Genomic DNA, 22,160 nt, shown 5'->3' with positions numbered 1-22,160 from the left:
ATTTTATCATTCTAGAATGTTTTTTTAGATAAACTGCACAAAAAACACAAACAATCCCCACAACCTAGCCACAGCACGTGCACACCTAAAAACTATCCTGACCACTCCTAAAAAATATCAGGGTACAAGTGATGACTTTTAATAATCAAACGGTGCTGAGTGTCACAACACTCGCCGTATTTGCAGTGCTTGGCCACTGGGGTTTTTGGTCAGAAGGGGTTTTCGCTCTAGGTTTCAACACCACCGCTTTTTGGGTTGGCTTTGGCGCGTTGCTTTGGGTAAATAATCCATCACTCAGTTGGAAAAAGGACTGGGTGTGGCTAGTTCCTTTAGCGTTAATGGCGTTGAGCTTTTCATTGTTTGAAAACCCATGGTTAAAAGTCATTTCATGTGTTGTATTGCCTATTTCAGCGGGAACCTTTTACGCGTATAGCCAGCTGATCAATGCTCAGCAGAGCTTTTGGGGCTTGCAGCTTGTAAGGGCTTTGCTAAAACGCTGTCTTACGCCAATGCGTCACATAAGTGCAGCATTTCACTTTTGCCGAGGACGAGTCGCGTTCGTTGCCTTTCAACAAGACCATAATTTAAACAAACGAATATTCACTGGCTTGGGACTACTAGCACCATTGGCCTTGTTGGTGTTGATACTGCTTGGCTCAGCGGATGATAACTTTGCAGAGTTAACGGTCAATGCATTTACCAACTTCTTTGGCGCGTTAAACTTAACAATGATCGCCAAAGTACTGTGTATTTTCATTATGTGTGTACTGCTATTTGCTGGTTTATACGCATGGAAAACAAAGTTTGAATTCACCGAAGAAAAGGTCGTGATTTCGCTCGATGACGTGGTGGTTGGCATCGTGATGGGTGGTGTGCTGGTAATTTACTGTCTGTTTTTATGGTTACAGTTGGATTACTTGCTGATCGGTAGCTTGCCTGAAAATTTCACTGCTACTGAAAAAATCGTCAAGTCAGGCTTTTGGCAGTTGTTTTTCCTTACTATTTTAAATACAGGTTTGTTCTTCGCCGTTTATAAAAACACCGGTGCAGCAGCTCAGGTCATTTTGCGTGTGTTTATCGTCGCCTCTGGTTTATTGTTGCTATCAGCTGCATGGCGAATGGGGCTTTATGTTTACTGGTATGGCTTTAGCTACGAAAAGTACTTTGCGAGCTACACCTCATTATTCGCATTGTTGGTCTTCATTTATCTACTCGCCGCAAGCTTTTCCAAAACTCGCAAAGATGTATTTAAATTTATCGCTTTTGCAGCACTTTGGAGTTATAGCGTTGCGACCGTAACACCCGTAGAGCGCATTATCTTTAATAGTAATGTGGCGTTGTCGCAGCTAAGTGACAGTCGAGTGGGTTTGTATGAATTAAGGCAAATGTCTGCTGATATTGTGGGTGATGTTAAAAGTCTTGTTAGCGATGATAATTTAGCAGGTCGTCTAAGTGCGACAGAAGTACAAAACTGGACGAGTTGGATCTATAACCAAGAGCGTAAACACTGTGGTCGTGCTTGGTATGAAAGTAACGTGAGCTTGTTATCTGCTTGTCCTTAGTTTTAAAGCAGCTCTCTGGGTGTCGTGTGTCTAATTACCAGATGCACGCGCCTCGTCTTTACTGGTACAGAATGTTTTGAAACCGATTAAGTTAGTGCATAATAGCCAGCGGGCTAACGATATATGATTAAATAATGAGCTACTTTAAAGTGCTGTTGTTAGTCAAACCTGCTGTTTATTACCTTACACACTTATATTACTTAGGACATTTCCGAAATGGATATCCCTTCATTACTGCGCCGCTGTGCCAACGATAATAAAAATAAACAAGCTATTGTAGATAGTACCTCTAGCTTTACCTATGCTGATATTTTGCATGTTGCAGCCTACATTCAAACGCTGTCTCAAGTGGGTATACCTGTTGCAGTGATTAGTCCGCCAAGTGCCATGATGGGTTTGCTCTCAACGGCTGTGGTCATGAGTGGTTGTCCGGTTGTGCCAATTGATCCTGCACTGCCAGCGTCAGTGGTTGATAACATCATTGAAGAGTTGGATCTGAAACTGATTTTGAACGATGGCAAGCAGTATGGTTCAGGCATCAAGTGCTTAGATGGGAATGCAGTGATAGAGAAAGCGCTGGCGCAACAAGGTGAAGTGACGCCTGTTGAGATTGACCCGCGTTCTGCTATTTATATTGTGAGTACTTCAGGTACCACGGGTAAGCCAAAATGCATTCCTGTGAGTCAAAGCTCTGCTGAATATTCCTATGAGTGGCGAATCAAAGAAGTGGGCGCACAACCGCGTGAAAACGTGTGTATTTATATCTTTGCTATTTGGGAATTACTACGTCCATTAACTATGGGCGGCTGTACTTTCTTCCCGCATGTTGATGAGCTGATGACACTGAGAAAACTCACCAAGTTTTTAGAGAAACATCAGATTGATGAAGTGTTATTTACGCCTTCATTTATTGAGCGCGCGATGGATGCGAGTACCCAAGGTCAGACTTTATTCTGTGAAAATCTAAAACGAATTTTCTTAAATGGCGAAGTGGTTACCAGCAGTTGTTTACAGAAACTAAAGCTGCACTTTCCTCATTCACAGATTTGGAGTCTTTATAGTATTTGTGAGGCGCACGATATCTCAGTGAATGACATTACTCAGCTAGAGGTTAGTGATGGCAAGGTCAGCAGCGCAGTGGGTGTGCCGATGCTTGAGCTAGAGGCTTGGTTGTTAGATGATGACCAGCAACCGGTTGCACAGGGTGAAGAAGGCGAGATCTATTTAGTTGGCGAGAACATGCTCGGTGAGGGCTATATCAACCGGCCCAATGAGACTGCAAAACGCTTCTTTGAGTTGATGATTAAGGGCGAAAAAAAGCGTGTTTATAAGTCAGGTGATTTGGGTAAAATTACAGCCGATGGCAAGCTACATGTATTGGGTAGAATCGCGCACATGCTCAAGCTCAATGGCTACAGTATTCAAACTGATGAGTTGATTCATAGCATGTCGCAGTCGATGCAGTTTGCGCATGCGGTGCCGTGGATTATGGATATCTCAGGGCGTGCGACCTTGGTGTTTTATTACACGGCTTCTGAGGAGCAGTTAAAGGCGAATATAGAGACTCTAAGTTTGTCGTCAGATGTGTCTCGTATGCCGTTAGATTTTCGTAATGCACTTAGAGCAGAGCTGCCTAGTTACTGTATTCCTGAAGTGCTTTATCACTTAGAAAAAATGCCAGTAAATCCTGCATCGGGGAAATACGATTACAAAGTGCTACCAGTGCCGAGTATCGATATTGCGAGCGACTCGGAAGAGGCAGACTTAACGCCTTGGCAGCGCTATATACAGGTTATCGCTAACCAACTTAAGTTTGAAGCAGATGCGGTAGACCCTGAGTTATCGTTGGTTGATCACGGCTGTGATTCATTAGACATGGTGGCGTTGTTAGGCGACTTCAATAAGCATTGGCCGAGTGAGTTAGACTTTTCTGACTTGCCCAGTATTAGCATTCAACAGTTGTTTGAAAAGTTAACGCATAAAGAGTCTTTTAAGAGTGAGCAATCACAGCATATAAAAACTGCTCCGGGTGTTTTGCTGACCGGTGCGACGGGCTTTCTGGGTAAGGCGATTTTAAAGCAGTTAACCGAGTACTGTCGTGATGATCAGGTGATTTACTGCCTAATCAGACCCAATGAGAAAACGGCAGTGCAGCGTTTAGCGGACATAGTGACTGCAGCGGGTATTAATCCTAGCCGTGTGCAAGCGGTTAGTGGTGATATTCGGGGGGAGCTGTTGGAGTTATTAGAAGACGATTATGTCCAGCTAGCAAAAAACGTATCCTCAGTGATCCATAGCGCGTCATTGGTTAACTTGAGCCTTGATCAATCGTTCCTAGAAAAAACAGTGGTGGAGGGTGCTAAGAACATTATTAACTTCTGTCACTGTGCTCATTCACAGCTGCACTTTGTATCTACTTCATCGGTATTTTTAGATCAAGGTGGACCTCATCCAGAGTCGTTGATCACTGAGCCACAGGTTACGAGTGGTTATGGTTTAACGAAAATAACCGTTGAAAATATCATCGGCGATAGTTTGGCTGATTACTCGATCTATCGTATCCCATCGGTGATTGATATTGAGTCGCCAAATGAAGCTGATGTGTATGAGAAAATTAAAAACCTGTCGCTACAAGCAGGTGCGTTTCCATCGCCTTTCTGCACGCAGTTTGTCCAGCTAAACGCGACTGCTGCGTTCATTGCACGTTGTTGTTTGGGGGGGCGTCAAGACGGTACTTTAAACTTGATGGGAAATGTTTATATCAGTGACAAGAGCATGAGTCAGTATTCCGCATTGGATGATTCACTAACCACGGAGCCATACTCACAGTGGTTAACGACAGTCAAAGCGGATGACGCGCTGACGAGTTATTTAACGGCCAACCCTTCAACGTTTGATATGAGCGCTAGCTTTGTGAATGACAATGCAGAGCGCGTATGGCGCGCAGTCATGGAGTCTCCGTTGGAGGCTTTAGCGGTGAGTGATGAGCAATGGTTTGGAGCGGTAGAGAAGGTGTAAGCAAAATAACCTATCACCGCTTAATTACCAATTACCCAAGAAACTTAAACACACTGCTGTCGCCGTACTGCGGTTTTCAACATCAAGCTTTCTAAACACCGCTTCAAGGTGTTTATTTACGGTACGTGGACTCGTCGAGATGATCTGTCCGATCTCTCGATTAGTCTTACCGCGTGATAACCAAAATAACACCTCAGCTTCTCGCTCAGTCAAAGCGAAGCGATCTTTTAACAAGCGGCGAGAGCCTATTTCATCATCTTCAGTGATTCTAAGTAAGTATTCCCGAGGGGTTGGTTTGCCTAGAAAACTGAGCTGTAGTGGAGTAGCGACCCCTTTCAGCGATAGTTTGCTATGTTTGGCAGGTGATCGTGATAGCCACTCACTGATTTGTGCGGCAACAGCATCAAAGTTGGTGTTTACATCGACACCTGCTTTGGTTAAAAGCTTTCTAGAGCTAATACTCGTCCACACTAGCTTGGCGTTTACATCACAAGTGAATGTTAATTGCCCCAATTCGTTCAGTGCACTTTGAGCGCTGCGGGTAGACTGAGAATTTTTTAGGTGATTTTTCACTCGTGCCAGCAGTTCATCTAGATTCACAGGCTTGTTTATATAATCAACAGCCCCAGCACTTAAGCCTTCTAATATGTGTTCTTGGTCACATAAGCCTGTCATAAAAATAACGGGTATATGATTCAGTTCACTGTCTGCCTTGAGCGCTTTACACGCTTCGATGCCATTCATTGTCGGCATCATAATGTCTAATAGAATCATGTCAGGCACCATTTGTTTAGCAATAGCGAGCGCTTGCGCGCCATCCATCGCAACAAACACGGTGTAGCCATAACTAACAAGGGTGGTATTGAGCATGCCTAAGGCTTCTGCGGAGTCATCAGCGATCAGGACAATGCCTTTGGAGTCTTTGGGTGTCATTAGATTAGGGCCTTTTTGCTGAGTGATGTGATTTCTGAAAACTGACAATTTTGAACGTGAGTGCGGACGGCTTTAATGAATTCAGGGTTATTATTAGCAGTCTCCATACGCAGCAAGATGTTATTAATCCCTTCGATATAGCCAAGTGAAGCCACTGAAATTAACTCATAGCAATAGGCTTTTTCAACATTGCTAAGTAAATCTATTTCATTGTCTGTTGGTATTTCTATGGCATGCTCTAAGTCAAGATTGGGGATACCTGACTCATAACGCCACTCTATATCTAATGCATGCGCAACCTTATCTAGCAGCACATTGTCACTGATTGGTTTAATCAGATAGTCGTCGTGTAGGCGCTCTTTACGTTCTTTATCCTCAGTGTCAGAATAATCATATTCGGGGGTTTCATGGGCATCGGCTGAGACCATGATGATGGGGCACTTTACATCTCTTGCTCGAAGCATTTTTACTAGTTGCCAACCAGTCATTCCGGGCATGGAAACGTCTAATAAAAACAGATCAATATGTGCTTGTGCAATATCGTTTAGACAAGTAAAACCGTCGGTAGCCTCAAGTACTACAAAGCCTACTGGGGATAGTATTTCGCTAATGAGTCCCCGATGTGATGCATCGTCATCAACCACCATAATGGTTTTCTTACTACCGTTATAAGACTCAATTTGTTTAGCGTCGGTAACGGGAGTAATAGGGTAGGCAACGTGAGACAACATGAGTGATAATTTAAAGCAACTGCCTTTACTTAGAGTGCTTTCTAAAGTGATCTCACCGCCCATAATTTCAGTAAAAAACTTACTGATGGTTAAGCCTAATCCGACACCCGTTACCTGTAATGAACCAGGCTTTCGTATGCGTTCGAACGGTTCAAAGATAAGGTCAATATCGTCTGGTGCAATACCAATGCCCGTGTCGGTAACTAAAAATTCTGCCACTTGATTACGGTAGTTGATAGTAAATGTCACAGAGCCTTCAGTGGTGTACTTAACTGCATTGGATAGCAAATTAATCAAGATCTGGCGGATGCGTTTCTCATCACCTAACACATAGTTAGGGATGCCAGTGGTAACGTGATAATGAAAGCTAACTCCTTTCGCTTCGGCTTTCATACGAAACATATCGACCAGATCAACAACTAGCGCTTTAAAAGGGACTTGTGAACGACGCAGTTCAATACGGCCAGCCTCGATCCGAGAAATATCCAGCATTCCCTCGATAAGATCTGCTAAGTGATCACCGCTATGATGGATTAGGCTCAGCTTAGCGCGTTGCTCTGGTTGTAGCTGTTTATCTTTTTCTAATATTTGTGCATAACCTAGTATGGTGTTGAGCGGGCTTCTCAGTTCATGACTAATGCCGGTGAGATAACGACTTTTAGCGCGATTCGCAGCATCAGCGACCTTTTTAGCTTCTTCCAATTTGCCGTGAGTTTTGTCGTGAGCGGTGACTTCTTTGCTAAGTAATTGGGTCTGTCGTTGAGACTCTTCTAGTGCAAACTGGCGACTTTCAGTAGCCAGTACAAATAACCAAACTAATACACCAATAATGATTAGGAGCAGGACAAATGCTTCCGTGAGTAAAGTGGATATTAAGTCACTATCAACAGTATTGTTTAATGGAACTTGTTGATACACCATCCAAAATACGGCAGCGACAACCGATGCGATCAACGTCAAAATGATTCCAAACTGTAGCAGTCGCTGGTCAACTTTTAAGGCAACGTCTTTGGGTAAAAATGCCTTAGCTGCGAAATGTATTTGGTCATTAAGACGTGCGCCATCTTTGCACTGGTCATGACAGCGACTATCTAACGAGCAACACAGCGAACATATCGCACCGCCATATGCAGGGCATGAGGTCATGTCCTCCACTTCAAAATCATTTTGGCAAACAGTACAGTTTAAAATCCCAGTTTTGCAAGGTTTCAAGTTTGATGTACGTGCAATGTAGTAGCGGCCCTTGGTGTGCCAAGCAATTAACGGCGATACGATAAATGCGGTGATAAGTGCAAGGTAGGTTGCTAAGGCTTGGGCAAGCTCACCAAAAGTACCGGTATATGACAAAATACCCACTGCAGAAGCACTGAGCATCGCACCCACACCGACAGGGTTAATGTCATATAAGTGTGCGCGTTTAAACTCTATGTGCTTCGGGCTCAGTCCTAATGGCTTGTTAATGACTAAGTCAGCAACTAAAGCACCCACCCACGCTACTGCAACATTGGCATATATACCTAAGATGTTTTCTAGCGCATCGTAGATACCAATTTCCATGAGTAATAAGGCGATTGCTACATTAAACACCAACCATACGACACGCCCTGGGTGACTGTGGGTCAGACGTGAAAAGAAGTTCGACCATGCAATAGAGCCTGCATAAGCATTGGTGACATTGATTTTAAGCTGGCAAACGATCACAAAAATCCCCGCCAGTGCTAAAGCTGTTGCAGGTGACTCAGTCAGAAAACTAAAGGCGACTAGATACATGTGGATGGGGTCAGCAGCATTGTCGCTAGAGACGCCATGATTAATAGCAAGCACCGCTAAAAATGAACCTGCTAATATTTTGATTGCACCAACTACAATCCAACCGGGGCCAGCAGAGATAAGTGATAACCACCAACGACGGCTGTTTGTTGTGCCTTTTTCAGGTAAAAAACGCAGAAAGTCTACTTGCTCACCGATCTGAGCGATCAGTGCAAATAATATGCCCGAAGCAGCTCCAAAGAACAGTATGTTGAAACCACCATTATTAGCGGTATTATCAACAGAGCCTTGGTAATTAATCCAGTTATCAACCGCAGACCACTCGTGATAAAGAATAAAAATAAACGGACTGAGTTGCAGTACAACCCATAGTGGTTGGCTCCACAGTTGAAAGCGACTAATGAAGGTGATGCCGTGCGTCGCTAGTGGAATAGCAATCAATGAACTAATTAGATAACCAATACTAAGGGGTATACCAAACAGCATTTCCAGCGCTAACGACATGATGGCCGCTTCGAGCGCAAAAAAGATAAAGGTAAAAGAGGCGTAAATCAGTGAAGTAATGGTTGAACCGATATAACCAAAGCTTGCCCCACGACTCAGTAAGTCAATATCCACCCCATAACGAGCGGCATAGTAACTTATTGGCAGGCTGGTAAAGAAGATGATGAATGACACCACCATGATGGAGATCACCGCATTATCAAATCCATAGAGCAGGGTGATTGCACCACCAATAGCTTCCAAAGCGAGAAATGATATAGCACCAAGAGCTGTGTTAGAAACGCGCGCGCCTGACCATTTACGAGCGCTCTTTGCGGTAAAGCGCAACGCATAGTCTTCAAGCGTTTGGTTAGCTACCCAACGGTTGTATTTACGACGAGATTTAAAGACATGTTGCTCACTCATCCTGCTTTTAAACCTCAGTCATATTAGTTACCTACGTTCTAAACAAATTTGTGCAAATGGGCTATGCGTCAAATGACGTATACGAGTAGTGCAAAAGGCGAATTCACTAAAAATGGTTGATTGCAGATACTGGCAACCGTTCAACCACAATTCATAAATCTCAAACGTTACTGGACTCAACGTTAAGAAACTCTAATTTTCAACGAGGTTAAACCATGAAGTATTTTCGTACAAAAATTAAAGGGTTAATGGCGCTACCCGCAGCCATTTTACTCTCGACATCTTGTTTTGCAGCGACCCCCTCTACTGCTGACATTAACACCACCGGCTTAGCGATTACAGATGACACAGTCACTGTCGGCATCTTGCACTCGCTAACTGGCACCATGGCGATCAGTGAGACGGGTGCTCAGGAAGCTGAAAAGCTAGCGATCAGCCAGATCAATGAAATGGGCGGCATCTTAGGTCGTAAGATCGAAATTGTTCAGGAAGATGGGGCGAGTGACTGGCCAACCTTCGCTGAAAAAAGCCGTAAATTACTAGTGAGGGACAAGGTTGCAGCGGTTTTTGGGGCATGGACATCGGCTTCTCGTAAAGCGGTATTGCCAGTGTTTGAAAAAGAAAACGGTTTGCTTTATTACCCGACTTTTTACGAAGGACTAGAGCAGTCTAAGAACGTTATCTACACGGGTCAAGAAGCGACACAGCAGATCTTAGACGGTCTAAATTGGGTTGCAAAAGAGAAGAAAGCTAAAACTTTCTACCTAATTGGTTCTGACTACATCTGGCCTAGAACGTCAATGAAGATTGCACGTAAGCACATTGAAAATGTGTTGGGTGGCAAGGTTGTTGGTGAAGAATACAAGCCGCTAGGGGATACGCAGTTTGGTTCGGTTATTAATAAGATTCGTTTGAAAAAGCCTGACGTTATATACGCTGCTGTTGTAGGTGGTAGTAACGTTGCATGGTTTAAACAGCTAAAAGCCGCAGGTATTACTGCTAAGAAGCAGACACTACTAACCATCTCTGTAACGGAAGATGAAGTACTGGGTATCGGTGGTGAAAATCTTGAAGGTTTCTACTCCATCATGAAGTATTTCCAAAGCCAGGATAACGAAAATAATAAGGCATTCGTGAAAGCGTTTAAGGAAATGTGGGGTGAGGACAGTGTTATCGGTGATGTAACACAAGCCGCTTACCTAGGGCCTTGGTTATGGAAAGCTGCGGTAGAAAAAGCCGGTTCTTTTGATGTCGATAAAGTTGTTAAGGCGTCTGAAGAAGGTGAGATAGAGCTTAAAACAGCACCTGAAGGCTACGTCAAACTTCATCCTAACCATCACTTGTGGAGTGTTGCACGAGTGGGTGAGTGGAAGAAAGACGGTCAAGCAACGGTCGTTTATGAGTCAGGCCTAATCGAGCCAAACCCATTTCCAGAGGGTTATCAGTGATCTAGACATGTAACAACGGCAGTGCGGAGCTAATCCGTACTGCCAATTCTAGTGCATATCGACATAATGAAGGGAGACTGACATGTTTGATGAATACACATACAGCGAGCTGGGTTCTATATTTGCGATGCAAGGCTTTGCAGGTATTAGCTTATTCAGTGTTCTGCTGTTAATGGCGTTAGGGCTAGCCATTATCTTTGGACAAATGGGCGTGATCAATATGGCTCATGGTGAGTTTATGGCGGTCGGTGCTTATACCACTTATTTTATGTCGACACTCACCGAGACCTACTTCCCAAGCTTAATGCCTTACTACTTCTTGGTCGCCATCGTGGTGGCTTTCTGTGTTGCAGGCGTGTTGGGTTATCTCGCAGAGTACGCCTTAATTAGGCATCTTTATAAAAGACCACTGGATACATTGCTCGCCACTTGGGGACTTAGTCTCATCATGCAGCAATCGTTTCGTACACTATTTGGAGCACGAGAAGTTAGCCCGACACTACCGGACTGGCTACTAGGCTCTTATCAACCCACAGACACTATCGACATTCCTCTAAACGGTATGTTCGTACTGGCGTTAACAGCCGTCGTGACCTTGGGTGTTTTTTACTTACTTTATAAATCAAGCTGGGGTTTGCGCGTTCGAGCAACCACACAAAACCGTGTCATGAGTGGCGCAGTTGGAATTAATACCAAAAGTGTTGACCGCTACACCTTCGCACTAGGTTGTGGAATCGCAGGTATTGCGGGTGCAGCTTTTACCACTATCGCGTCAACAGGGCCTACCACTGGGACCTTATATATCGTTGATACCTTTATGGTTGTGGTATTTGGTGGAGCAGCAAGCTTGATCGGAACCATCGTTTCAGCGTTTAGCATCGCACAGGCACAGTCACTTCTAGAGTTCTTTATCAGCGGCTCTATGGCGAAGGTTTATACCTTATTCGCACTAGTACTGATCTTAATGTTCAAGCCTGAAGGTTTGTTTGCTAGCAAGGTTCGTCGCTAATTGGCTTCATGAGCAATGACGACAACATCTAATTTTCTGGAGATAGTATGAACTTTGTATATGAAAAATTAATGGGTGGAAAGCAGGGGCTGTTAGGGTTCGTGCTGCTGGCGGCATTGATACTGGTGATCATGCCTATGTTCTTCGACATCTTTCGTCTTAACCTAATTGGTAAGTACCTGACTTACGCCTTCGCTGCAGTGAGTTTGGTATTACTTTGGGGTTATGGCGGTATCTTGAGTTTAGGTCAGGGTGTGTTCTTTGGTTTAGGCGGTTACGGCATGGCGATGTTTCTAAAGCTAGAAGCCTCGTCACCAGAAAACACGAAGATCCAGTCTACCCCCGGAATCCCTGATTTCATGGACTGGAATCAGATCACAGAACTGCCTTGGTTTTGGGTGCCTTTTGAAAGTTTCACCTTAACCATTATCGCGATTCTAACGTTGCCAGCGTTGTTTGCTTACATCATTGGAAAAGCCATGTTTACTCGCCGAGTGGGTGGTGTTTACTTCGCGATCATTACCCAAGTTATCGCGGTGATTTTGACGATACTTATTGTCGGTCAGCAGGGGTTTACGGGTGGTATCAACGGTATTACTGATCTTCGTACGCTGAATGGCTGGGACATCACATCTGATAGTGCTAAGTACTTTTTCTACTTCTTAAATGCAGGCTTGCTGCTAACGGTCATCGTGATCTCGCGTTTCATCTTAACCAGTAAGTTTGGAAGCCTGTTATTAGCGATGCGTGACAAGGAAGATCGAGTACGTTTCTCAGGCTATGACGTTGCTCATTTTAAAATCTTCATCTTCTCTTTTGCAGCAATGATCTCAGCGATTGGTGGAGCGATGTTTACGCTACAGGTTGGCTTTATGTCGCCATCCTTTGTCGGCATCGTGCCATCGATTGAAATGGTTATCTTCGCTGCAGTCGGTGGGCGTATATCTCTGATTGGCGCTGTCTACGGGACGCTAATGATCAATGCTGGTAAGACGGCATTTTCAGAGTCTTTCCCAGAGTTATGGCTGTTCCTCATGGGCGGTTTGTTTATCTCGGTTGTGATGTTCTTCCCGAATGGTTTGGCGGGTTTGTGGAATGACTATGCGCCTCGTGTATTCCCATTCTTAAAAGAAAAGGCCAAGACTAAAGACGTCCCACCAGTGGTGACGGATGAAACAGGTAAGGGCACGGTTTAAATATTACTTTCTGGAGTAAGCAATGGATACCAATACTAATTTTACCTTAGCGATTGAAGACTTAACCGTGTCGTTTGATGGATTTAAAGCGGTTGATGCCTTGAATTTTTACCTCGATAAAAACGAGCTACATGTGGTGATTGGCCCGAATGGTGCGGGTAAAACCACCGTGCTGGATTTGATTTGCGGTAAAACCAAGTCAACTGAGGGCAGCATCAAGTTCTTAAATAAAGAACTGACCAAAATGGCAGAGCACGAAATAGTACGAGCAGGTGTGGGGCGTAAGTTTCAGACGCCATCGATCTACGAAAACTTGAGCGTTTTGGAAAATCTTGAAATTTCCTACCCTTACGGGCGTGGTGTCTATGGCTCGTTGACGTTTAAGCGCAATAAAACGGTGCTAGACAAGATCCATGAAATCGCCAAGCAAATCATGCTGGACGATGCTTTGGACACGGAAGCTGGTCTGTTAAGTCACGGTCAAAAACAGTGGTTGGAGATCGGTATGTTACTGATTCAAGACCCTCAGCTGTTGATGTTAGATGAGCCAGTCGCAGGGATGAGTGTGAAGGAGCGTGAGCAAACCGCTGAGCTGCTAAACAAAATCTCTGAAGGGCGTTCGGTGCTGGTAATAGAGCACGACATGGAGTTTGTGGAGCGTATCGCAGACAAGGTGACGGTATTACACCAAGGCAAAATATTAGCCACGGGTGATATGGAAACGGTGCAGAACGATCCAAAAGTTATTGAAGTTTACCTTGGTCACTAACCGTGATGTTAACTTAAAAATATAGGTGTTCAGATGTTAGATGTGTCTAATTTAAAAGTGAGCTACGGTCAAAGTGAAGTCATCCACGGACTTAATTTCTCCGTTCCACAAAACGAAACACTGGCCATTATGGGACGAAATGGCATGGGCAAAACCACGTTGTTTAAATCGCTGATTGGGATACTCGACTCAACTGAGGGCAGCATTAAAGTTGACGGTATTGATGTGACTAATACTGACAGCTACAAGCGTGTTGAAAATGGGATTGCTTATGTGCCGCAAGGGCGAATGATCTTCCCGTCGCTGACGGTGCAAGAGAACATCGAGACCGGCATGGAAGTCTCGAAACTCAAGAAAATTCCTGATGATATTTATGCCTTGTTTCCGGTTTTGCATGAGATGCGAAAACGTAAAGGCGGGAACCTGTCAGGTGGTCAACAGCAGCAGTTAGCGATTGCTAGAGCACTTGTAACAAACCCTAAAGTGCTACTGCTTGATGAGCCAACCGAGGGTATTCAACCATCGATTATCAAAGACATTGCTAATGTACTGAATGAGATCAAAAAGATGCGTGATATCACCATCATTGTTTCTGAGCAGATATTGAGTTTCACCATGACGGTTGCTGACCGAATCATCGTGATTGATAAAGGCAATTTCATCCATGAAGACCTGCGCGAAGCAGTCGATACCGAGCAAATCAAAAAGTATCTGTCCGTATAAAGCGGCGTTACTCATTTTACACACTGTAATTACAGAAGGAGATTGATATGACCGACACGATCATAAAAGTAAATCTAGGCGAGTCCCCTTATGACAATGACAAAATTCATAATCGTTGGCATCCCGATATTCCAATGGTGGAAACAGTAAAGCCGGGCGATGACTTCATTATTGAATGTGTTGACTGGACGGGTGGACAGATCCATAACAATGACGATGCGTCAGATGTGCGTGACGTTGACTTAACTCAAGTTCACTTTCTGTCTGGCCCTGTGGGTGTGGAAGGGGCTGAGCCGGGTGACTTGCTGGTGGTTGATATCTTGGATATCGGCACATTTGAAGACAGTCAGTGGGGCTTTAACGGCTTTTTCTCTAAGCAGAATGGTGGTGGTTTCTTAACCGAGCACTTCCCAGAAGCGCAGAAGTCTATTTGGGACTTCAAAGGGATGTTTACTAGCTCACGACACATCCCTGGTGTTGAGTTTGCAGGTCTTATCCACCCAGGTTTGATCGGCTGCTTACCTTCTCAGGAGCTATTAGACGAATGGAATAAGCGTGAAACGGCATTAGTTGATACTGACCCTAACGCGGTTCCACCATTAGCGACACTTCCGTATGAAGATACTGCTCATATGGGCCGCATGGCACCGGATGTTGCTAAGGCTGCAGCAGCGGAAGCCGCAAGAACCGTACCGCCACGTGAGCATGGTGGTAACTGTGACATCAAAGATTTGTCTCGCGGATCTAAGGTTTATTTCCCTGTTTATGTGAAAGGCGGTGGTCTATCAGTGGGTGATCTTCACTTCAGTCAGGGTGACGGTGAAATCACTTTCTGTGGTGCAATCGAAATGGCGGGTTGGATTCACATGCGTGTGAATTTAGTGAAGCAGGGTATGGAGAAATACGGGATTAAAAACCCAATATTTAAGCCGAGCCCGATTACACCTAAGTATGATGACTACATTATCTTTGAAGGTATTTCTGTTGACGAGCAAGGTGAACAGCACTACTTAGACGTACATATTGCTTATCGTCAGGCGTGTCTAAACGCGATTGAATACCTCAAGAAGTTTGGTTATACCGGTGCTCAAGCTTACGCCATATTGGGAACCGCACCCGTGCAAGGACATATCAGTGGGGTAGTGGATATACCGAATGCTTGTGCGACCCTTTGGTTGCCGACCGATATATTTGAGTTTGATATCAACCCCAATGCAGACGGCCCGATCAAGCACCTGGACGGCAGTATCGATGTGCCACTAGCGCCTGATAAAGACTAATACAAAGGAGATAGACTATGCCTGTTTACGATTATAAATGTGCTGACCATGGACTATTTTTTGAGTTGGCGAGTTTGGATGATCACGCTAAACCAGTTAAATGTCCTGAGTGTGAGGCGCTGTCCCCGCGTGTGATTTTGGTGGCACCAGCTATATTGGATATGGCTAAAGAAAAAAAGCAATCGATAGAACGGAATGAGGCGGCTAAGTATGAGCCTCAGTTTTCCACGGTTGATAGTCGTGCGGAAAATGCTGAAATGCTTAAACACGGTTGTGGCTGTGAACACAAAAAACGAAGCTCTAAGCTAATGTATACGGCTGAAGGAAATAAGATGTTTCCTTCAATGAGGCCGTGGATGATTAGTCACTAGTGTAGGAAGCTGTTTAAGGGCGGTAGGGATACCGCCTTTATTCGGTTTGTTAGTTACTGACAAAAACTGTCAGCAATGAATGCTATGATATCCGCAATCATCAGTGGATATCGCCATGTCACGCTCAAAACGTCTGCTCGACCTCATCCATCTATTACGTAGCTATCGTTACCCTGTGAAAGGCGCTCAGCTTGCCGAAACACTCGGTATAAGTCTTCGTACGCTTTACCGCGATATCGCCAGCTTACAAGAACAGGGCGCGAGTATCGAAGGTGAGCCGGGAGTCGGTTATGTGCTAAAGCCCGGCTTCATGCTGCCACCGTTGATGTTTACCGAAGAAGAGCTAGAAGCTTTAGTGCTTGGCTCTCGCTGGGTGGCGAGTCGTACCGACAGCAAACTCAATGACAGCGCCAAAAGTGCTATAACCAAAATCCAGTCAGTACTCCCAGATAATCTCCGCGAATCCCTAATCGACAACACATTGATGGTTGTGCCTTCGAAAGAGCAGCCCGATGAAACCATGGATCTTTCGGAGATTCGTGAAGCTATGCGCCAAGAGAGAAAAGTCACGATTGCCTATCGTGATTTGAAAGGCCAAGCGTCTGACCGAATCATTTGGCCATTTGCCTTAGCGTATTTTGACCATGTGAAAATTTTGGTTGCATGGTGTGAACTGCGGCAGTCGTTTAGGCACTTCCGTACCGATAAAATAGTCTCGCTAACGGTTGAACAAACACGTTACCCACGATATCGCCAAGCCCTGCTCAAGGAGTGGCGAATCGAGCAAAACATCCCACCCGAAAATATCGAATGACTACTGACAAAAACTGACACTAGTGATCTGTAATCTACAAGTCCTCGGAGCAACGCAGCTCCATCCCTTGTAAAAACGGAGTAACACCATGATGAGTCCAAATTTGTTAATGCTTTATGTCGAAAACGCTGAGCAGAGTACGGCGTTTTATAATCATCTACTGGGCAAGACGCCAGTGCAAGCGTCTGAAAACTTCAGCATGTATGTGCTTGATAGCGGCTTTGCTTTTGGCTTGTGGTCTAAAAAAGACGTGAAGCCTGCTATTCAAACGATCTCAGTAGGTACTGAGATCGCATTTGCCATGGCTGACAATGATGCGGTTAATGCCAAGTTTGAAGAGCTAAAAGCGCAAGGCTTAGAAGTCGCTCAAGCCGTTGAGGATATGGACTTTAGCCGAACCTTTGTTGTACTAGATGCTGATGGTCATCGTTTACGTATTTATAGCCCTATGCAGTCGTAACGACATGCTTTTCTGTTTTAATCTGTAGGAATAAATATGTTAAAGCCAGCTAATCATAGCGCCACTTGTTTGTGCGGTAGTGTGAAAGTACATGTTGTCACAATCGACCCTAATTTTACCGTTTGCCATTGTAATGAATGCCGTCAGTGGGGAGGTGGGCCGCTATTCATGCTTAAGTGTGGTGCTGATGTGGTGTTTGAGGGGGAAGAGTGCATAAAAGAGTACGATTCATCTGACTGGGCGACACGTGGGTTTTGTACTAATTGCGGCACTCATTTGTTTAGTCGGTTTAAAGAACCAGCTAGTTACAATATACCTGTTGGATTGTTTCCAGATGTTGAAGGTTTGGAAATGAGCATGCAGTACTTTAGTGACTATCGACCAAGCTACTACTGCTTTTCAACTGTCAGTGATGAAATGACGGAGGCTGAGATTTATGAGGCTTTTTCTGTTGATGAAAAAATGTCTTAAAATCAAACAGTAGTGACGGTATAAAGTGTAGGCTATGAGATATATTAAGAATTAGTTAAAGCCAAAGGTCTGTTATGAAAACTATTTCATCATCACTTACATGCTTTTTTAAGTACTACTTATTTCCTCTATGGACGCTTGCTGTATTGGGTCTGTACCTGATGTTAAAAGATAACGAGAATTTTGAATTAGAAGGGGTACATTTTTTCGTTGTTTGGTTATTAGTCAACATTCCGATATTTTGGCATACGTTCACTCTAAAAAAGGTGAGTATTGATGATAAGCAACTTTATGTTTCTGGCTACAGAAGCACTGAGGTGATTTTATTTTCTGATATAGAGTATGTATCAGGGTCACGCTTTGCCTTTCCCGAAGAGGTATGGTTTCGAACCATCGATAAAAAAACTATCGTATTTATGCCTAAGGTTCGTTTTTCGATATTTCAGTTTCAGAAGCACCCAATGGTTGAAGAGTTAGCTGATAAGTTTGGCCTTGACGATTGGTGATTGTAATGCGCGTGGCATTATATTTCTGAGAGTGGCAGTTATGGATAGGTTACATTTATAGGGCTACAGCTGCATATGTAGAGTGTCTGTTTTTATGTTTAACATCGGTATGTTAACGAGGAATAATAAATGAAAATAAAATCGTTTGAAATTTTTGACTATGAGAGTGCAGTCACTTTTTGGAAGAGTATTGAAGGAGTTACATTAAATGAATCTGATACAAAGGGGTCAATTTCATCATTTTTATTTAGAAACCCAGGTTTAAGTTTTGTCGCTAAAGACAACAACGAAATCGTCGGTACGATACTATGTGGACATAATGGTCGCGCTGCACAAATTTATCATTTAGCTGTTTCAAATTCTCATCGAGGCCAAGGGCTGGGAAAAGAATTGGTAGATCTTAGTCTCTCTAAGTTAGTTGAGGCAAACATTCCTAGGTGTAATATTTTTGTTTATTCTAACAATTGCGTTGGTAATAAGTTCTGGTTAAAAAATGGATGGGATGATCCGACCACTTGGAAAGTGTTACAGAAACAATTGGACGTTTAATAAAACGTTACAATACATCGCAATTCTTTCTTAGCTAGAGGAAGGCCTTTGACTATCAAGATCTTCTCCTAGCTATATAATCGCATTACACTTTAACTTCTTTAGCACCCTCAAAACGGTGATGAATCAGTACAATGACATAGCCCAGAGCAAGTCCGAATACACCTGCAAACACCGCATTAACTATCCACTCTATAGCAGCGTTCGCAACAGGTAGCCAACTACCCACTGTGTGAGCAACTCCGTGAAACAGGTGAGGTAACCAGCCCAGACCGAATACTTCCATGCCATGGATAATTATACCACCGCCAACCCATAACATTGCAGCCGTTCCGACGACAGATAATGTAGCCAGTAACCACGGCATCGCTCGCACTAAAAAGTTACCGACGCTACTGATAAGTCCTCTGCTACTTTTTGCCAGATGCAGTCCGATGTCATCCATTTTTACAATCACGGCAACAGCACCGTACACGCCGATAGTGATGGCGACTCCCACCACAAACAGTACAATTGCTTGCGTGAAGATGTTGCTATCACTAATCTCACCCAGTGCAATAGCCATTATTTCTGCTGACAGAATCAAGTCTGTACGAACCGCGCCAGCAACTTTTTCGTCTTCCAGTGCCTTTGGGTCTTCGTAGGGTATGTGATCGAGTTCGTTGCCGTCTTCACCGTCTTTGCTATGGCTAAACTTCTCTACTAGCTTTTCAGCACCTTCATAACATAGGTAAGCACCACCGAGCATCAACACGGGGGTAATCAGAAAGGGTAGAAAAGCACTCAGTAATAAAGCGAGTGGGAGCAGTATGATCACCTTGTTAAACAGCGATCCCTTTGCGATACGCCAGATAATCGGCAGCTCACGTGCGGGTTCAAGTCCAGTAACGTAAGCGGGTGTTACCGCAGCATCATCTATTACTACGCCAGCAGACTTGGAGCCTGCTCGCATGGCAGCAACGCCAATATCATCCAGAGAGGCAGTCGCCAGTTTTGCTATTGCTGCTACGTCATCAAGTAACGCTAAAATTCCACTTGCCATTTCTATTGACCCATCTTTTAATTAGTTATGTGTATAGGCAGATTTTGACTGCCCAGAGTGTTTGATTTGGCATTGTAAAGCCGCGATACGTTAAGCGCTCGCCAGAGCAAATTTAAGCAGATTTCAACAACGCTTACAAATAATCTGTGTCAAGTATGTCGCCTAAATCGTCTAATGCGCTCATTAATAAAAAAATCCCTAAAAAGTTGCTGTACTCAGGAACGATATAGTGAACTTAACCGAAAGTGCCTGGCATGAATACCACTCAGACTCTGTCGCAGATGAAAGCTGAGTCTAGGGATACAGCTCTAGCGCGCGACCTGCTGATCACCTAGGCGAGCCACATTGGATGAGCCGTTTCATCAAAAAATAGGTTTAACGGTACACACTCCTCTAGCGATAAAATAAAAAGCGAACAATTTAAGAGGCTAGAAATCTGATAATAAGTCATTAAATTGTTAATTATGAGCCTTAATCTGATCTATTTTAGTAACTTATGGCGTATTCCTAAAAGGTGCTGCCAAAAAACAAGTGTTTAAGATCTGAGAATATATTTAAAGGTCTTGGATCTTCTTGATGAACGGTTAGGTGAGTATGAAATTCATTCAACCTTTAGAGAGTCATCTACTAGAAATGATGAGTTGGTTTTCTAGTGAGAAAGAACTCACGGATTGGTCTGGACCAAATTTCAGGTATCCTTATGATAAATCTTCGTTTATTGAGGACCTTAAAATTAGCACACTGAGTTCATTTTCTCTCGTATCAAATGAATCTAGTTTTCTAGCCTTTGGTCAATACTACCAACGGCTAGATAGATGCCACTTGGGAAGGTTAATTGTAAATCCTGAATTTCGAGGCAAAGGAATAGCATTCGAACTTATGCGCCGTATCTGCGAGTCAGGCCTTAAAGAACTTAAAGTAAAAGAATGTTCTTTGTTTGTTTTAGCGCATAATGAAAATGCAATAAAAGCGTATAATAAATATGGTTTTACGGTTGTCAGTTATCCCGATGAAATATCATTAGAAAATTGTTTATATATGGTTAAACGGTGAGAATCACCTAATAATTTGTTACACACAGAAGCCAAAATCAGTGCATTTTTTTGTATTTCGCTTCTCTTCATTTCATACAAAAAAAACGCCACTTTTGGCTCTGGTGAGCAAAGCGTTAGCGAGAGAAGAACAACATGAAAAAACTGGTTGTAATCCCAACGAAGAATGAGTGCACGCTCTTCTTGAAGAAGTGTGTTGAACTCGGTCACGTGTATGTAGAAGTAGAATACGGGAAGCTGATCTGCTATGAACTTACTCAACTTCAGGTTGTGGTGGCATTAGGTGGATTGGGCAAGGCCCAATTCGGTGTTCAAACACAGTATCTTATCGACAGGATAAAAGATCTAGATTCTGCTCTATGTATCGGGGCCTCAGGATGCCTAAACTCTAACTATGTGGCAGGTGATGTTGTAGTTGGTACAAAGACAGTTGAGCACGACATTCAAAAACATAGTCGTAATATGATGCCTGAATTCGCCTCTGATGCTCTGCTGATCGATATCTTCCAGTTTCTTACTACGAAGAAAAGATCTTATTCAGTTCATTTCGGACCTATTGCCAGTGGAGATGAAGACGTAATGTCGACTAAGCGCAAGGCCGAAGTTCGAGAACGTACTGGGGCCGACGTAGTAGCTTGGGAAGGGGCGGGAGGTGCTCGTGCTTGCCACTTCAGCGATGTCCCTTTTGTTGAAATTCGAGGAATAACAGACTTTGCGGACCATCAGGCGGAAGGTGATTTCTTCAAGCATCTGGAAGGCGTTATGGGGAATCTTGCTGAATTGGTTGTTGATTTTGTTCATAAAGAAAGGAATGGCTAACAAGTGATCCGCATCGGATAAAAATAAAGATGCTGTAAATATGTATCTTGTTGTTAAATAGGCCGATCAATTGAGGGAATTAGATCCCGTTTATTTTGCTTTATCGGTTGGTCGTAACGAAAGTTACGCTACAGAGTTTAGAAAAGGTTTAAAATTAGCCACTATCATTAACTAGCGTGGATTGTACTTAGTTGATTTAAAATCTACTAAGTACAGCGGGCTGTTCGCTTCGCTCCATTTTAGCCCTCTAGATTTAGCCTCTTGATGAGGTATTAGGTCTCTGCGAGACAAAGGCATAAAGTGCAATATCTACAAAAGCTTGGCCCTCGTGAAAAATCAAGGAAAAGTGGGATCTGTATTTAAAAATTATAGTAAATCTGTATATTGAAAAATCACATCTCTACCAATATTCTAAGCTTTAATACTAAATAGGAAGCGACTCACAAATGAAAATTGAAACAATCACACCAACAGAAATGTTTGAGCCTATAGGTGTCGAGAACCGCGTGGTTGTAAACTTTATTTTTGAATAAATCAGGTTTGTCTAATTGCCACTGCTTCATACTTTGAATAGGGGTCAAATGTCCAAGGTTTCTTTGAATAACGTGGTGATTATACGTGATTAAGTAACGTTTTAGCGTTGTTTCCATTTCTTCGGCAGAAGCAAAGTAGGTAGACTTAATCACCTGTGATATTCGACCATTAAAGCGTTCCACCATGCCATTAGT

At 43.6% G+C, this 22,160-nt stretch carries 19 protein-coding genes and 1 pseudogene; 16 read left to right on the top strand and 4 right to left on the bottom strand.

Annotated elements, in window-relative coordinates; translation table 11 throughout:
* Positions 1 to 131: 131 nt before the first annotated feature.
* Complete coding sequence (locus DKT75_RS05810; RefSeq protein ID WP_109822489.1) at positions 132 to 1,562, top strand: DUF4153 domain-containing protein; 1,431 nt, start codon at positions 132 to 134, stop codon at positions 1,560 to 1,562.
* A 216-nt stretch (positions 1,563 to 1,778) separates the two neighbouring features.
* Complete coding sequence (locus DKT75_RS05805; protein WP_109822488.1) at positions 1,779 to 4,580, top strand: AMP-binding protein; 2,802 nt, start codon at positions 1,779 to 1,781, stop codon at positions 4,578 to 4,580.
* Positions 4,581 to 4,604: 24 nt separating this feature from the next.
* Here the strand turns inward: DKT75_RS05805 and DKT75_RS05800 are convergent, their stop codons facing one another.
* Both DKT75_RS05800 and DKT75_RS05795 read right to left on the bottom strand, forming a co-directional pair.
* A complete protein-coding gene (locus DKT75_RS05800) occupies positions 4,605 to 5,513 on the bottom strand; it encodes a response regulator transcription factor (protein ID WP_109822487.1) in 909 nt (302 codons plus the stop codon).
* Complete coding sequence (locus tag DKT75_RS05795) at positions 5,513 to 8,923, bottom strand: hybrid sensor histidine kinase/response regulator (RefSeq protein WP_109822486.1); 3,411 nt, start codon at positions 8,921 to 8,923, stop codon at positions 5,513 to 5,515. The genes DKT75_RS05800 and DKT75_RS05795 overlap by 1 nt, the downstream gene beginning before the upstream one ends.
* A 215-nt stretch (positions 8,924 to 9,138) precedes the next feature.
* Here DKT75_RS05795 and urtA point away from each other — a divergent pair, with 215 nt between their 5' ends.
* From urtA to DKT75_RS05735, 12 genes are all read left to right on the top strand, one after another.
* Positions 9,139 to 10,371 (top strand): urea ABC transporter substrate-binding protein, encoded by a 1,233-nt coding sequence (urtA, locus tag DKT75_RS05790; RefSeq protein ID WP_109822485.1) that lies wholly within the window; start codon positions 9,139 to 9,141, stop codon positions 10,369 to 10,371.
* 82 nt (positions 10,372 to 10,453) lie between these two features.
* A complete protein-coding gene (gene urtB, locus DKT75_RS05785) occupies positions 10,454 to 11,380 on the top strand; it encodes an urea ABC transporter permease subunit UrtB (RefSeq protein ID WP_109822484.1) in 927 nt (308 codons plus the stop codon).
* 47 nt (positions 11,381 to 11,427) lie between these two features.
* A complete protein-coding gene (urtC, locus tag DKT75_RS05780) occupies positions 11,428 to 12,576 on the top strand; it encodes an urea ABC transporter permease subunit UrtC (protein WP_109822483.1) in 1,149 nt (382 codons plus the stop codon).
* A gap of 22 nt (positions 12,577 to 12,598) precedes the next feature.
* A complete protein-coding gene (gene urtD / locus DKT75_RS05775) occupies positions 12,599 to 13,345 on the top strand; it encodes an urea ABC transporter ATP-binding protein UrtD (RefSeq protein WP_109822482.1) in 747 nt (248 codons plus the stop codon).
* A gap of 33 nt (positions 13,346 to 13,378) precedes the next feature.
* Positions 13,379 to 14,068: an urea ABC transporter ATP-binding subunit UrtE gene (gene urtE / locus DKT75_RS05770; RefSeq protein ID WP_109822481.1), complete on the top strand. Its 690-nt coding sequence runs from the start codon at positions 13,379 to 13,381 to the stop codon at positions 14,066 to 14,068.
* Positions 14,069 to 14,115: 47 nt separating this feature from the next.
* Positions 14,116 to 15,348, top strand: coding sequence for a formamidase (gene fmdA, locus DKT75_RS05765; RefSeq protein WP_109822480.1), 1,233 nt, complete (start codon positions 14,116 to 14,118; stop codon positions 15,346 to 15,348).
* A gap of 17 nt (positions 15,349 to 15,365) precedes the next feature.
* Positions 15,366 to 15,719 (top strand): FmdB family zinc ribbon protein, encoded by a 354-nt coding sequence (locus DKT75_RS05760; protein WP_109822479.1) that lies wholly within the window; start codon positions 15,366 to 15,368, stop codon positions 15,717 to 15,719.
* A gap of 115 nt (positions 15,720 to 15,834) precedes the next feature.
* A complete protein-coding gene (locus DKT75_RS05755) occupies positions 15,835 to 16,533 on the top strand; it encodes a helix-turn-helix transcriptional regulator (RefSeq protein WP_109822478.1) in 699 nt (232 codons plus the stop codon).
* 88 nt (positions 16,534 to 16,621) lie between these two features.
* Positions 16,622 to 16,993 carry a VOC family protein gene (locus DKT75_RS05750; protein ID WP_109822477.1) on the top strand — a complete coding sequence of 124 codons (372 nt, stop codon included), beginning with the start codon at positions 16,622 to 16,624 and terminating at the stop codon, positions 16,991 to 16,993.
* A gap of 36 nt (positions 16,994 to 17,029) precedes the next feature.
* Positions 17,030 to 17,464, top strand: a complete 435-nt coding sequence (locus DKT75_RS05745) for a GFA family protein (protein ID WP_109822476.1) — start codon at positions 17,030 to 17,032, stop codon at positions 17,462 to 17,464.
* Positions 17,465 to 17,538: 74 nt separating this feature from the next.
* A complete protein-coding gene (locus DKT75_RS05740) occupies positions 17,539 to 17,970 on the top strand; it encodes a hypothetical protein (protein WP_109822475.1) in 432 nt (143 codons plus the stop codon).
* 129 nt (positions 17,971 to 18,099) lie between these two features.
* A complete protein-coding gene (locus DKT75_RS05735; RefSeq protein ID WP_109822474.1) occupies positions 18,100 to 18,519 on the top strand; it encodes a GNAT family N-acetyltransferase in 420 nt (139 codons plus the stop codon).
* 85 nt (positions 18,520 to 18,604) lie between these two features.
* On the opposite strand, the gene DKT75_RS05730 is transcribed toward DKT75_RS05735, so the two are convergent.
* Positions 18,605 to 19,561 (bottom strand): DUF808 domain-containing protein, encoded by a 957-nt coding sequence (locus tag DKT75_RS05730; RefSeq protein ID WP_109822473.1) that lies wholly within the window; start codon positions 19,559 to 19,561, stop codon positions 18,605 to 18,607.
* Positions 19,562 to 20,155: 594 nt separating this feature from the next.
* Between DKT75_RS05730 and DKT75_RS05725 the strand changes: the two genes are divergently transcribed.
* Complete coding sequence (locus tag DKT75_RS05725; protein ID WP_109822472.1) at positions 20,156 to 20,614, top strand: GNAT family N-acetyltransferase; 459 nt, start codon at positions 20,156 to 20,158, stop codon at positions 20,612 to 20,614.
* A gap of 134 nt (positions 20,615 to 20,748) precedes the next feature.
* Positions 20,749 to 21,432 (top strand): 5'-methylthioadenosine/S-adenosylhomocysteine nucleosidase, encoded by a 684-nt coding sequence (locus DKT75_RS05720; protein ID WP_109822471.1) that lies wholly within the window; start codon positions 20,749 to 20,751, stop codon positions 21,430 to 21,432.
* Between the two features lie 440 nt (positions 21,433 to 21,872).
* Here the strand turns inward: DKT75_RS05720 and DKT75_RS21925 are convergent.
* A pseudogene (locus DKT75_RS21925) lies at positions 21,873 to 22,160 on the bottom strand (integrase core domain-containing protein); the annotation flags it as partial.

Source organism: Leucothrix arctica, from assembly GCF_003172895.1.
In the GTDB taxonomy this organism is placed as follows: domain Bacteria; phylum Pseudomonadota; class Gammaproteobacteria; order Thiotrichales; family Thiotrichaceae; genus Leucothrix; species Leucothrix arctica.
Note: the sequence above shows the minus strand (reverse complement) of the source record. Positions and strands in the feature narration are given on the sequence as shown.

Bases quoted from the DNA above. Each gene is read 5' to 3' on its own strand.
- DKT75_RS05810 (WP_109822489.1), top strand. From the start codon at position 132: ATGACTTTTAATAATCAAACGGTGCTGAGTGTCACAACACTCGCCGTA.
- DKT75_RS05805 (WP_109822488.1), top strand. From the start codon at position 1,779: ATGGATATCCCTTCATTACTGCGCCGCTGTGCCAACGATAATAAAAAT.
- DKT75_RS05800 (WP_109822487.1), bottom strand. From the start codon at position 5,513: ATGACACCCAAAGACTCCAAAGGCATTGTCCTGATCGCTGATGACTCC.
- DKT75_RS05795 (WP_109822486.1), bottom strand. From the start codon at position 8,923: ATGAGTGAGCAACATGTCTTTAAATCTCGTCGTAAATACAACCGTTGG.
- urtA (WP_109822485.1), top strand. From the start codon at position 9,139: ATGAAGTATTTTCGTACAAAAATTAAAGGGTTAATGGCGCTACCCGCA.
- urtB (WP_109822484.1), top strand. From the start codon at position 10,454: ATGTTTGATGAATACACATACAGCGAGCTGGGTTCTATATTTGCGATG.
- urtC (WP_109822483.1), top strand. From the start codon at position 11,428: ATGAACTTTGTATATGAAAAATTAATGGGTGGAAAGCAGGGGCTGTTA.
- urtD (WP_109822482.1), top strand. From the start codon at position 12,599: ATGGATACCAATACTAATTTTACCTTAGCGATTGAAGACTTAACCGTG.
- urtE (WP_109822481.1), top strand. From the start codon at position 13,379: ATGTTAGATGTGTCTAATTTAAAAGTGAGCTACGGTCAAAGTGAAGTC.
- fmdA (WP_109822480.1), top strand. From the start codon at position 14,116: ATGACCGACACGATCATAAAAGTAAATCTAGGCGAGTCCCCTTATGAC.
- DKT75_RS05760 (WP_109822479.1), top strand. From the start codon at position 15,366: ATGCCTGTTTACGATTATAAATGTGCTGACCATGGACTATTTTTTGAG.
- DKT75_RS05755 (WP_109822478.1), top strand. From the start codon at position 15,835: ATGTCACGCTCAAAACGTCTGCTCGACCTCATCCATCTATTACGTAGC.
- DKT75_RS05750 (WP_109822477.1), top strand. From the start codon at position 16,622: ATGATGAGTCCAAATTTGTTAATGCTTTATGTCGAAAACGCTGAGCAG.
- DKT75_RS05745 (WP_109822476.1), top strand. From the start codon at position 17,030: ATGTTAAAGCCAGCTAATCATAGCGCCACTTGTTTGTGCGGTAGTGTG.
- DKT75_RS05740 (WP_109822475.1), top strand. From the start codon at position 17,539: ATGAAAACTATTTCATCATCACTTACATGCTTTTTTAAGTACTACTTA.
- DKT75_RS05735 (WP_109822474.1), top strand. From the start codon at position 18,100: ATGAAAATAAAATCGTTTGAAATTTTTGACTATGAGAGTGCAGTCACT.
- DKT75_RS05730 (WP_109822473.1), bottom strand. From the start codon at position 19,561: ATGGCAAGTGGAATTTTAGCGTTACTTGATGACGTAGCAGCAATAGCA.
- DKT75_RS05725 (WP_109822472.1), top strand. From the start codon at position 20,156: ATGAAATTCATTCAACCTTTAGAGAGTCATCTACTAGAAATGATGAGT.
- DKT75_RS05720 (WP_109822471.1), top strand. From the start codon at position 20,749: ATGAAAAAACTGGTTGTAATCCCAACGAAGAATGAGTGCACGCTCTTC.